The sequence below is a fragment of the Kitasatospora misakiensis genome (assembly GCF_042656005.1).
Lineage (GTDB): Bacteria > Actinomycetota > Actinomycetes > Streptomycetales > Streptomycetaceae > Kitasatospora > Kitasatospora misakiensis.
Window position 1 is genome coordinate 71,532 of record NZ_JBHSOF010000025.1, and the last position, 12,341, is coordinate 83,872.

Below are 12,341 nucleotides of genomic sequence, written 5' to 3' on the forward strand. Positions count from 1 at the left end.
TTCCGGAGGGACTATCGCACCGAGTTGGCGTATCCCGTCCGCGATCGCAGAGCCCGCCCGTTCGGGCAGCGGGCCGTCGGCGTCCTCCGGGACGACGATGAACTGACTCAGCCGTCCGGCTCCAGCGCACCCGAGACGCAGTGCCGACTTGGGGTCGATATCGGTCACGGGAAACCGGCTGCGTCCGAGGATCTCCACGAATGCGATTCCGACTGCCTCCCGGGGCGCTCCGAGCCTGGCGGCCATCCGTGCCGCGCGCTCCCGAACGGCTGTCGCGACCGACTGGGCGCGCGAGTGACCGGTTTCCCGAACAACTCGCAGGGCGCCGCCGAGAGACTCCAGCGGACGGGCACGGAGCACCACGCGTAGACCGTCGGCATGCCACTCGTACGTGCCGTCCGCATCGGGGACGGCAGACGGGAGGTCGAGCCACTGGCGCAGTGCCGTGACGAGTTCGTCCCGGGTCTCCTCGGTCTGCCAGACCACGTCCACGGACAGCGGCTGTCCGTCGAGTACCGCGCGGATGGCGGCGCGCCTGGCCTCGACGCGCAGCCGGGCGCGTTCGGCCAGTTTCTCCGGGTCCTTGGTGTGCGAGGCGGCGAGCAGTCTGGGGTTCGACCGACGGTGCGCCCGCTCGAGGGCTGGTACCCGGCGCAGAAATGGGCGGACGCCCTCCTCGACCCACCGGTCGAGGAGCATTCGTTCCAGCGGCATCAGGCCGGCGCCGACCCCGTGCTTGCCGAAGTCCGTGTCGTGGACAATGCCGGCGGCCACCCCGCCTTGCCCGGTCAGCCAGCCGGCCGCCTCGGCGGTCAGCTCGGCAGGCTTCGGGTACACATGCTGGATGTCCAGCTCAGGCAGGAGGTCGACCAGGCTCTTCCTGCTCCAGACCGGCACGCTGAGAGTCCGGTCGAGGAAGATCGAGTTGACGGCGAGCCGGCGGCGCGGCTCGGACTCCTCGGACCAGGGCATCGGTGCGTCGAGTAGGACCGTTGCCCACTGCCGTTCTGCAGTTTCACCGGAGACCCGGTGGCCCAGCGCCGCACGCCGTACGAGACGTGTACCCGGAAGCGTTCCGTGAAGGGCACGGTCTGCACGGTGACCGTCACCAGCGCCGAGTAGTACCAGGTGCGCTTGTACTTGGTGTAGGTGCGCGGTGGCCAGCTGACCAGTTCCACCCCTTGATCCCGGGTGACCTGGCGGAAACGCAGTTCGGCGCCGTCCATCAGCAGCGGCCGGGCCGCGAGCAGCGCGCCGATCCGCTCCGGAAGCAGATGGTAGAGCCGTCGGTCGGGTTCGGCGGTACCGCCTGCGGAGAGTTCCATGGCGGTGAGGTTGACGGACTCATGGCGCCAGTCCGAGGGCGCCTCGTCGATCAGGGCGAGTGCCCGGTCCAGTGCGGCTTCGTGCCCGGCGACCCGTACCGGATCCTTGTCGGTGCCGGGGGGCAGGGTCATCACCCAGGACGCCAGCAGTGGGGCCACCAACTCGGCCGGCTGGTCATCTGTGGCGTAGAACCACGGTACCTCGGAGCTCGATCCCGCTCCCCGGCCGGTTGCCGTCACACCGGGCGCAGTGGCCCTCAGCAGGGCATTGAGCCTGCCGATCGGCAGGCCCGGGGGCTGGTCCCGTCGGCGCCACCGGCGATGGTAGAGGCCCAGGAATTCGGTGCGCCACTCCTCGGGGAAGTGCATGACACGGAACTGTTCGAACCAAGGCCCGTGGTCGGGATCGGGTTCGTAGGCGGTGTGGTGGATCAGTGGGTACATGCGGGGCCTTCTCCTTCCATGGTTTCGGTCAGGCAGCGGTCGAGCGCGGTCCACAGCGGCCGATAGAGGGCGTGGACGATGCGGCGCTCGGCCTTCGGCGCGCTGCCGCCCGGTCGGAAGTAGGGGGCGAGCACGGCGTGGATGCTGTGTAGCAGGCTCGTCTCAGGCGTGTCGGTGGGCCCGGTCGGGTCGGCCGCCGCGAGGCGCGGGGCAAACGCCGCATCGACGAAGGCGACCCGAGTGGGAACGGCACCCCGGACGGATCGGCCGATGACCTGCCAGATCAGAACAAGCATGTCCCAGGTGACCTGGACGCGGTCCTCCTCGCCGAGGTGGCTCCAGGCCATGCTCCTGGAGAGTACGTGGAACCACTTGGACCGGGCGGCATCGCGGAACCTGCGCGCGCCCAGACCGAGCGTGGGCGCGCCGCGCACCAGGTCGGAGAACCCGGTGCCGTCCATGAGCCGGGCGATCCAGTCGTTGATCGCGTGCACGGTGAGGCCGAGGTCGTCAGGGCGGGGGTTGGGTCGGGCCAGGAAGTAGACCGAGCCGATCGCGGCCTCCTTGCTGTCGAGGGCGAGGATGTTGTGCCCACGCTCCACCGCGAGCAGCGGCGCTACCAGGATCTCGGCCTCCGTGGCGGCGAGTGTCTCGACATCACCGCGACGCAGTACCGGAGCGTGGTGCTCGTCGTCCAGTGGACGGGCGGTGGCGTCCGGGTCGTCGTCGGACACCAGTCGCCGGACCCTGCCGCGCCAACGGTCGTTGAGCGTGTGCAGCGTGTCCGCCACCAGTGCGGCCTCGTCGTAACTGCCGACCAGGAGCAGGATGTGCCGACGGGGTCCCGGTAGTCGGTGCAGTTCCCGCAGGAGGCGCCCCTGGCCGTGGTCGTTGCGGCCGAGTTCGGTGGCCATCCGGCGCAGCACGTCTTCACGCCGGTCGATCGGCGCCCCGGAGAGCCGCAGGGCCTCGCTCGGATTGTCGCAGGTGCATCGTGTCGCACAGGCGCAGGTCTCCCGGACGAACTCGAAGCGGAACTCGCTCTGGTCGGCGATCCGTTCCAGTTCCGCCGGGTCGGGTTCGATCAGTGTGCCGATCGGCACCGGCACGTGGTAGCGGCTGGACTTGTCGGCCCAACTGCTGCCCGACATCAGCAGGACGTTGGTCCCCGGCAGGCCGTCCACCTTCGGTAGGCCTGGCATGGCGCGCAGCAGTTCACGTCCCACCCCGCTGCAGCGGAAGAAGCGGAGCTCGCCGCTGCGGACACCGCCCTCGTCCCGCCCCTCCAAGAGGAACTGGAACCCGATCACATTGCCCATCGGAGACTCGGGGACCATCGGCGCGTAATCGAGGGGCCGGCGGTACATCTCGTTGAAACCGAGGCTGAGTGAGTCCGCGACCCGCGGCCACATGGTGTTGATCAGCGCGAGCTTCGGTTCCAGGGCACTGAGCAGCATGGTGAACTCGAACCGGTCCAGCAGGGCCTCCAACCAGTCGTCCGAGTCCTGGGGCAAGGGGCCGCGCCGGCGTCCCTTCGTGTCCTTGGCGACACCTTCCTGTCGCTCGACCGAGGTGTCCCGGTCCCCGTTCACCAGGGCCCTGAGCTCCTGGTACAGGTCCTGGTTCTCCTGCTCCTCCCCCAGGAGCGGGGCGAGGCCGAAGAGATCGCACACCACGTCCCGCAGCCGGGCGCGGGTATTCTCGCGGTAGTTGGTGTGGAGCAGTTCACCGAGCAACCCGAGCAGCGGCAGAGTGTCGTCCTCGGGCGGTCGCCGGTCGCCGAACGGGTTGTCCCGGAAGGCGTCCAGGAGCTCCATCAGGTGCTTCCGCGGCTCCCGGTGCGGGTGCTCGACGGTGGGGCCGGCCTGGCCGTCACGGTCCTCCGGCAGCGGGAACCGCTCCTCCAGCAGGCGCAGTTGGAGCATTCCGGCGCTGAAGTAGCCGGTTCGGACCCATTTGCGCAGGTCGAAGTCGCGGACCAGCATCGCCACCAGCCGGTCTGCCGCAGCCTGGGTGGTGTTTACCGCCGCGGACCAGTTCTCCACATCTCGATCGGACAGTTGCACCCGTCCGGCGCTGGCCAGCTCCCGGATGCGGTGCTGGTTGACCTCGTCGAGGAACGAACGGGTTTCGGGGCCGCCGCCGAGCAGCGGGATGGCGGGGGCGAACATGCGGTCGAGTTGCATCTGCACTCGGTCCGCCTCGTCGACGATCATCAGGTCGCTGCGTCGGCAGGCGAGTTCGAGGTAGCGGATGCGCTCCGGGTTCTGCGGGTGTGGGACGCGGGAGTCCACCAGACTGGGCGGGGTGGAGACCCAGATCCTCGCGTCGACAAGGGACCGTGGCCGGTGATGGCGCGGGCACTGGGACCAGAACGGACAGGCCGTTCGGTACGAGGCCCATGGGTCCTCGAAGTCCTTCTCGCGTCTCTTGGGCGGTTGGAGCTTGGTGCACGGCGCTTCGCCGAAGCCCAGGAGGTCGTCGGCGGGGTGGCCGTCGGCGTGGCGCAGCGCGTTCAGAGCGCAGGAGGTGCTCAGATACTGGAAGCCCGGATCCAGGTGGGCGAGCAGGTTGGGCTCGCCGCGTCCTGCCATCCTGCGGTGGAGCCGTTCGGCGTGCTGCTGGCGGCCCGTCGCGCCGAGGACGGGCGCGGCGGAGCCGGGAACGTGGGTGTTGTAGAGCTCGACCAGTTTGAGCTGCTCCGCGACGTCGCCGACCACCACTGTCACGTTCCGTCCCTGCCGGGCAAGGTGCACGGCCAGGACGTCCCGAAGCGTGCTCTTGCCGGCGCCGACAATCCCGAGCAGGTGCTCGATCCCGGACACGGAGAAGCTGCGGGCGGGGCGGAAGTCTCCGCGGCGACGGGTGGAAAGCCGGATCGCCATCAGGCGGGCGACCCAGCCGGCCGGCTTCCGGGCGTCCATGGCTGCGGCCGTGATCATCAGCTTCGTCCACTTGAAGGTCAGCGGTCTGCCCTTGTGGACCGGCAGCCGACCGAGGTCGTGACCGAGCGGGGTTGGGGCTGCGTGTTCTGGCAGCAGCACAGTGGTCAGGTGCCGGCCGATGGGGAAGGCGTACCGGCCGGGGCCGGCGAAGGTTGCCGGATCGCCGGTGAACGGCGGCGCCTGGTTCAGCAGGCGTTCATAGGAGGCCCACCGGTCCTCCGCCACCGAGAGTGACGGACGGCGGGCAGCAGGGGCGTCCGGGTCGGGCACGTCAAACGCCCTGAGCTGGCGGTCTTGCTGCTGGTAGTTCTTCAGTGCTTCGGACCAGGCGAGTCGGCGTCCCCAGGTCCACAGGGCGTAGCGAGCGGTGCGACGGATGTGCTCCTGCCGGTCGGTGATGTCGTCGCGCTCGCGGGCGAACGGGTAGCCACTGAACAGGGTCCAGCCCTCCGAGGCTGGAGCGCCGGGGGTGAGCTGCTCTTGGAGGAACAGGCCCAGTTCGATCTCACACAGGTCGACCAGCTTGCGGCGCGGCAGTTCCGAGCCGCTCGAGCGGAGCTCCCGCACCACCTGGTGCAGGGCCTTGGCAGTGCTACGCACGAGTCCTCCCGGGTCGGTCGCTCCGGTGCGGAGCCGTGAATTCGCTGACGGAGCTGAGCCGTACCCGGGCGCCGTCGGGAAGGTTGTGGTCGAAGGCGTTCCGGTAGCCCGGGCGGTCGACGACTGCGTCAGGCATCACGACATCGAGCGGGGAGTCTTCGAGGACAGCCAACTCGGCAGCCCTGAACGCGGCCAGCGCCGGTTGTTCGCGGTTGAGCACCCGGACAGCCCTTCCCGTCCCACCCGCGCAGACGAGCCGAAGGCCGCCCGTCGCTGTCGGAACCAGCTGGGACCCGCCGGGCAACTCCTTGCGCAGGGCGAGTTCGGTGCGGCCGGGGAGGGCGAAGAAGAGCCGGACAGCGCGAGGGAGGGCGATCGGGTGCTTGGGCTCCTCCGTCCTTTCGAGCCCTCCGCGCCGCTTCGTGCATCCTCCCTCGCACCATGCCCCGTCGCCCTCTGCCGGCTTGGCGAACAGTAGGCATTCTGTGCAGATGGAGACCGTGTGGCCGGTTGAGAAGCGCTCGGGCACCGGCTCGTACAGCTCCCGGACCGTCCGCCAGGTGCGTATGGTGGCTGGACGCATGAGCTGGGAGCTGTCGGGGTCCAGGATGACGGGATGCGCGATCAGGAAATTCCGACAGGCGGCGAACCGCTCGGGGGCCCCGCAGGCGTCGGCGAGATCGGCGATCACCTGGGCTGCGCCTTGTTCCAGTCTGCCTAGCCGGCCGTACGAGGCGAGTTCGGCGCAGGTGAGGGTCGGCTCGGCCGAGCTTTGGTCGATCAGCCGGGCGTCATCGGTCAGCACGTCGGGTGGGAGTGCCAGCGGCCAGGTCGTGAGGAGGTCCCGGCAGCGCGACAGTAGATCGGGAACGCTCAGGGGCGCTGGACGGTCCTGCTGGAGGAATGTCAACACCATGCGATCAAAGGCGAGTTGAGTGCTTGCCGGGTACGGGAGCCGGAGTGCGGTCGGACGGGCCACGTCACTCAGGTCCAGCACCCCGCGAGCCACCGCCGCCAGTAGTTCGAAGTCCGGGCTCACTTCGCCCCCTCCTGTGAAGGCTCTGGCAGCCGGCGGGCCGAGCACCAGCGTGCCATCTCGCAGCTGTCGCACTCCGCGCTCGGGGTTGCTTCGAACAGTCGCTCCTGGTGCCAGCCGACGACCTGGTCGCGCAGCACCGCTTCGGCTGCCGCTGCGGTCTCAGACGCGAACGGGTCGAGGCTCCGGAGGTCCACACCATCGGGGCGCAGCAGTTCGAGCTCAACCCGGTCGGCGGCAAGCAGGCCCTTGGCGATGATCTGTACCGCCAGCGCCAGCTGGGGGTAGGCCGCGAGCAGGTCGCGCGGCATCCTCCTGCCGCCGGAGGTCTTGGTCTCGCGCCACACCCACGAGCCGCGCTCGCGGTACAGCAGATCGGGTTCCGTCAGCACCAGGAGATCGGCCGCGGGGTCATCGAACACCAGGAGGGGTTCCGGTGTCCTGTCGGACTCCGGATCGGTGATGCGGAGCGGGCACACCTCGGCGTGATGGCGCAGGAGGCGGGCGCCGAGGAGGCGCTCGGACTGCGGTAGCCGGTAGCCGTCGGGGACCCAGTCGGCGGGTATGTCGGAGGTGCACGGCGTCCGTCCCTCCTGGCCGTGCCGGGCGGAGAGGAAGGCGTGAACGGCGCGCCCTCGCTCGGCCGCGGCACCACGTTCGACGGAGTCGTCCACCGGGAGCCGCAGGCCGCGGAGGTAGCCGCGCGCCGGGCAGGACCTGTGCCCGCGACCGGTGGTCGGGGACCAACTCCGACGCGGCCGGGTGCGATCGGCTATACCGAGCAGCCCCGGGGCTCGCGGGAGGGCAGGGCAAACGGATGCCACTCGGCAGGATGCGCAGGCCGACCCGGGCCGGTACTCCGGACGGTCCAGGAGCGCTCGGATCGCGGGCGCGCCGTTCTTCCGGTAGAGGGCCAGGGCCTCTGCCCGGGTGCCGTCGAACAGCTCCTCGGTCCGACCGTCCGAGAGCGCGAACTGCGTCACCCGGACGCGCTCCAACCGCTCGTCGGGATCGCCTTCAGCCGCGACCAGGGCTGCGATCGCCCGCTCGGCGTCCGTGCGCTCGCGAAGGCGATTCACTGGGAGCCGGAGTTCCCGCAGCCGGCCGTCCACCGATTCGAAGCAGCGCCCCCAGGCGCTGATCCGATACTCCGTGCTCACGGACACGTCAGCTCGCGAGCCGCGGTGCCGGTAGCTCCAGTGGTGCGGTGCTGGCCGGAGCTCCGGGCTGTCGGCGAACGCCGTCTCGTACATCCGGAGGGCATGCCGGGTCCATTGGTGCACCCCGTCGTGGGCGGGCTTGGTGGACCTGTTCGACCCTGCCTCGTCGTGCGGCAGTTCGATCCGGTCGAGCGCGGCCATGAACGGGCCGTTGGCGAACGTCTCCAAGGCCTCCGGTTTCCATGCGGTCGGCCGGGCCGGACGCATTCCGCGCGCCTTGAGCGCATCTGACGCCGGGCACCGGTAGCGTTCCGGCCCGAACATCCCCAGCCGGATGTCGACCACGGAAGAACGTCTGATCAGGCCTTCGGGCGGCCAGGTTCCTGCCATACTGTCCCCCATCTCTTGTCCATTGCTCTCCTGAACCCGGGTACCGGGTGGATCTGGTCTTGGAGTTCGAGTCTTGCGTCCTGGCACTCTCCTGAATAACCGCTTTCGGATCCTGCGGGAACTCGGCCAAGGCGGCGAAGGCGAACTCTTCGTTGCCCGTGATGAATACGACCGCCGGGATGTTGCTGTCAAGGCACAGTTTCGACGCTTTGGTCAATCACTGACCGAATACGCCAGAGACGCAGAGCCTCTCAAGGAAGAACTGGACCGACTTCAGTACATGGAATCGGTGCCCGGGATTCCCCGCGTACTGGACGAGGGTTGGCACTACGGTTGGGGCAAGCGGCGATACATCGTGATGGAACTGATCGACGGTTCCACCCTCCGGTCCTGGATGGGCCGGCACCAGCCGGTGCTCGCCACCGACGCGACCTGTGTGGTGGCCCAGCTCTGCGACACCCTGGCGCTGGTGCACGAGCGCTACGTCCACCGGGACGTGACACCGAACAACGTGATGATCCAGCCTGACGGGCGGATTCGACTCCTCGACGTGGGCAACTCCACGGATTTCTCGACCCCGAACTACGACCCCCGCGGGACACCCGGCTACGCCGCCCCCGAGCAGTATGTGCAGGACTCCGAGTCCACCGCGAAATCCGACGTCTTCGCCCTCGGCGCCCTGTTCTTCGAGATGATGACCTCGAAACTGCCCTACAGCCGTGTCGAAGGCCCGCCCGGCGAGACGGAGCCGGCCTTCCCGAACGGACTTGATGCCCATGTCCCCGAAGAGCTGAGGAGCCTCGGTCTCGCCATGGTCGCCGTCGACCCGCGCGAGCGTCCCGGTGTGCGGGAGGTCCGCGGCTACCTCGGGCGCTGGCTGCCGAGGTTCGGCTCCGAGCGGAGTCCGAAGGCGGCGCGCCCCGATCCTTCGGCCTACTTCCGGCTGGTCGATCCGACGCGATGAGCCTGCCACCGACGGTCACGAGAGCTGACGCTGACGCTCCACCGCGGCATCGAGGTCGTCCTCGCCGAGCCTCGCCAGCAGCGTACGGGCCTCTTCGACGGCCTGCTGGGCGTCCTGGTCACGGCCCAGGGCGCTGAGCGAGTCGGCGAGCCGAACCAGTGTCCTGGCCTCCCGGCTCGGGTACGCCATCGAGCGGTAGAGCCGCAGCGCGCGGCGGTAGGCGGCGGCCGCCGCGTCGTGCTCGCCGATGGCCGCTCGAAGCCGGCCCATGGTGAACGAGCCGTGCGCCTGCCCGTTGAGATCGGCCGTTCCGTCCAGCAGGGCCAATGACCGGCGGCAGTACTCGAGGGCCGAGAAGTGGTCGCCGGCCCGGTGGTGGACGTTGGCGAGCCCGTCAAGCGCGGCTCCCTGTCCGAGCCGGTCGTCCTGCGTTTTGAAGCCTGCCAGAGCGGCCCTGAGTTCCACCACCGCCTGGTCGGTGGCGCCGTCCTCGTGCAGCATGATGCCCAGGCTGTAACGGCCCAGCGCGGCGCCCTTCAGATCGCCGTGGTCCTGGCTGGTACGGACCGCCCGACGCAGTTCCGCGAGGGCCCTCGTCCGATCGCCGAGTCCGCGGTGGGTTCCGGCGAGCAGGCGTCGGATCATGGCCACGTCTCCCGGCCCTGCGATCCGTTCGGCTGCCGAGAGGGCATTGGTGAGGTGACCGAGGGCGTCGAGGTACCGGTGGGACCGCCACTGATAGGTCAGCACAGTGAGCGCCAGGAGCCAGGTGTATCGGTCGAGCCGGAGTCTCCCGGCCAGCTGGAGTGCGGCGCTCAGGGTGGCGTACTCGGCGTCGAACCAGGCCGTCGCGGCCGTGTGATTCGGGGGTGAGACCACGGCGAACTCCCCGCTCGCCGTGATCGGCAGCCGGCGATCTGGGTCGAGTACCAGATCACAGGACCAGGCGTTCTGCAGGAGGAACTCCAGTACTCGGCGGAGGCTCTCGTCACGATCTCCAGGAGCTTGCTGATCGGCCAACTGTGTGGCATAGATGCGGACCAGGTCGTGCATGGCGTATCGGTCGAGGGTCGGCTCGGTCACCAGACTCATGTCGATCAGGTCATCCAACGATCGGCCGACTGTGGCACGGTCGTGCCCCAGTGCCTGAATCGCGCGCCAGCTGATCGTCGGGCCGGGATGCACGGAGAGCTGCCACAGCAGCTTGGCGGCAGGCGCGGGCAGGAGCCGGTAGGAACTCTCCAGCAGGGAGCTGACGTTCAACTCGTCGGTACGCAGGTCGAGAGGGCTTAGCCCGGAACCCTCTGCCAGTAGTCTGCGGACGATGCCCGGCAAGTCCTGGGGTTGGCGGCGGGCGATCTGGGCGGACACGATGCGCAGAGCGATCGGCAAACCGGAGCAGTAGTCGAGCAACGAGCCGGCGAACGGTTTGGCAAGGCCCATCCGTTCCTCTCCCAGGGATGCTTTCAGCAACTCAGCGGCCTCGGGGCGGTCGAGCGGCGCGAGATTGATAGGCTTCGCGCCTTCCTTGACGACCAGCCCTTCCAGCCGTCGGCGGCTGGTGACGATAGCGGCACTTCGGCCCTGACCGGGCAGCAGCGGTCGGACCTGTGCTTCGTCTCTGGCGTTGTCCAGGACGACCAGCACTCGGCGGCCCGACAGCGCCGAACGGTAGGCCGATACCAGCCCGTCGACGTTCACGGTGGCCGGGGTCGTCCGCAAGTCGTTCAGGAACCGGACCAGGACGGAGGCGACTTCCTCGGGCTCGAGAGAGGAGAATCCCCTCAGGTCGATGTACAGGACCCCGTCCGGGAAGTTCGGGGCGACGCGCTGGGCCGCGGCTACCGCGAGGAAAGTCTTCCCGATGCCCGCCAGGCCCGCCACGACGGCGATCGGCCCTGTCCCGGGCTCCCTGCCCAGCACGACGTCGGCGAGGAGCTTCAGCTCGGATCGGCGGCCGATCAGCTGTTTCTGCTGGGCCGGCAGCTGGTTCAGCCGCTCCGGGAGTCCCAGCTCCGGGGGTGTGCTGCCGGCCGTGATGATGTTCTCCGGGCTCGTCCTTGCCAGCAGCAGATGGGCGGTCGGTTGGTTGAAGCGGCGCTTCCACTGAGCGAGCAGCGGGTCGATCGCGTGGTGGCGGCCCAGCGCACCCAGCGACTGGACTTTGAGGCCAAGCAGAGTCTCGCTGTCGGGCCAGTGCACCAGCGCGTCGTCGGCCCGCTGGAGTGCGATATGGGGTTCGGAACACTCCAGGTCGGTGCGCACACAGTCCGCGAACGCGTCGTGCAGATCGCGGAGGATCCGGGTTCGTTGCTGGGCGAAAGCCTCACCTGGCAGGTCCTCTAGCGGGGCGCATCCGCGCCACTCGGCCAGCGAAGCCAGCAACGAGCCGCGCCGATTCTGTGGATTCCTGGTGCGGAGCGCGGTGGCGTACTGGCTCTGGAAGCGGACCAGGTCGACGCTGGCGGGGTCGGTCTGGATGTGGGTGGTACCGCCGCTGTTTCCCACTTCCAGTCCCACGGCTCGGCGCAGCTTGAGGCAGTACTGCCGGATGTTCAAGGGTTTCGTGTCCTCGCCCGGCCAAAGGAATCGAACAATTTCTCGATGGGAAACCGGTTCGCCCGGGGTGAGCAGCAGAAGAGCCAGGAGCTCGCGGGTCTTGCCTGACGGAACATCGACCGATTGTCCGTCGTCGAGTGCGGCCAGCTGCCCGAGCAGGCGGAACTTCATGTCAATCCCCAATGTCCAGGAGCGAATTGGCCCGATGGCGGTGCCTTGGACAGCATTGCACGGGTCGCCGGAAGGCCCTTAACGTTCGGTTAACGCATCGGAGTTGATGGCCTACAGGGACATCTGCCACGCTGCTGCGTCATCAGCCCGAGCTCGATGATGGTCGCCTGGTGCGCCATCGAGCCACCAGCATCCTGGCCGGCTACCGGAATCCATCCGGTGAAGCGGCTCGAGCTCGCCAGTATCCAACGAACCACTCAAGAGACGACTATGACTTCGAATCAGCGTAAGAGCCGGCAGCACAGCACGCGCCCGGCGACCACTCGTCGGCCCAAGGCGACGATCCCGCCCCGCCGGAAGCGGCGGCCCCGCCCGGAGCCGGTTCCGGCGCCCCAGCAGGGCATCGCCACGGCGCACTCGGGCCTGCTGAGGCCGGTCCGTCCGACAGCCCAGCGGGTCTACGAGGTTGAGCTCTTCGGCGATCTCGAGTAGGGGCGCTTCATGTAGAAGCTGAGGGTGGACACGCCGACGAGGAGGTTGGAAGGCTCAACCGAATCGTCGGCGTGTCCGACAATTGCGGCGGCGGAAAGAGGATGGATTCAGCTTTCTTCTTCGCGGCTGGGGGTCAAGGGGTCGCAGGGTCAAATCCTGCCGTCCCGACAGAATGCCGGAAGGCCGTTGACCGGGAGAGATCCCCGGCCAACGGCCTTCTTGCTGATGGGCCGACGGGATGGCCGACGGCCGTGG

5 protein-coding genes and 1 pseudogene are annotated in these 12,341 nt (G+C 68.8%); 1 reads left to right on the plus strand and 5 read right to left on the minus strand.

What is annotated here, in order from left to right; genetic code table 11:
• Positions 1 to 12: 12 nt before the first annotated feature.
• The 4 genes and pseudogenes from ACFP3U_RS20030 to ACFP3U_RS20045 form a co-directional block, all read right to left on the minus strand.
• Positions 13 to 1,769: pseudogene (locus ACFP3U_RS20030) on the minus strand (pPIWI_RE module domain-containing protein); the annotation flags it as partial.
• Positions 1,757 to 5,314, minus strand: coding sequence for a pPIWI_RE_Z domain-containing protein (locus ACFP3U_RS20035; protein WP_380226947.1), 3,558 nt, complete (start codon positions 5,312 to 5,314; stop codon positions 1,757 to 1,759). The gene ACFP3U_RS20035 and the pseudogene ACFP3U_RS20030, both read right to left, overlap by 13 nt.
• Positions 5,307 to 6,353, minus strand: coding sequence for a pPIWI_RE_Y domain-containing protein (locus tag ACFP3U_RS20040; protein ID WP_380226948.1), 1,047 nt, complete (start codon positions 6,351 to 6,353; stop codon positions 5,307 to 5,309). Before ACFP3U_RS20040 ends, ACFP3U_RS20035 begins: the two co-directional genes overlap by 8 nt.
• A complete protein-coding gene (locus ACFP3U_RS20045; protein ID WP_380226949.1) occupies positions 6,350 to 7,900 on the minus strand; it encodes a PD-(D/E)XK nuclease family protein in 1,551 nt (516 codons plus the stop codon). The genes ACFP3U_RS20040 and ACFP3U_RS20045 overlap by 4 nt, the downstream gene beginning before the upstream one ends.
• Positions 7,901 to 7,973: 73 nt before the next feature.
• On the opposite strand from ACFP3U_RS20045, the gene ACFP3U_RS20050 reads away from it, so the two are divergent.
• The gene (locus ACFP3U_RS20050) at positions 7,974 to 8,864 is read left to right on the plus strand and encodes a serine/threonine-protein kinase (protein ID WP_380226950.1); all 891 of its coding nucleotides are present in this window, start codon (positions 7,974 to 7,976) and stop codon (positions 8,862 to 8,864) included.
• A gap of 15 nt (positions 8,865 to 8,879) precedes the next feature.
• Here the strand turns inward: ACFP3U_RS20050 and ACFP3U_RS20055 are convergent, their stop codons facing one another.
• Entirely contained in the window at positions 8,880 to 11,594 is a 2,715-nt protein-coding gene (locus ACFP3U_RS20055) for an AfsR/SARP family transcriptional regulator (protein WP_380226951.1), read from the minus strand.
• Between the last annotated feature and the right edge of the window lie 747 nt (positions 11,595 to 12,341).

Coding starts and splice junctions, on each gene's coding strand:
- ACFP3U_RS20045 (WP_380226949.1), bottom strand. CDS start 7,900: ATGGCAGGAACCTGGCCGCCCGAAGGCCTGATCAGACGTTCTTCCGTG.
- ACFP3U_RS20055 (WP_380226951.1), bottom strand. CDS start 11,594: ATGAAGTTCCGCCTGCTCGGGCAGCTGGCCGCACTCGACGACGGACAA.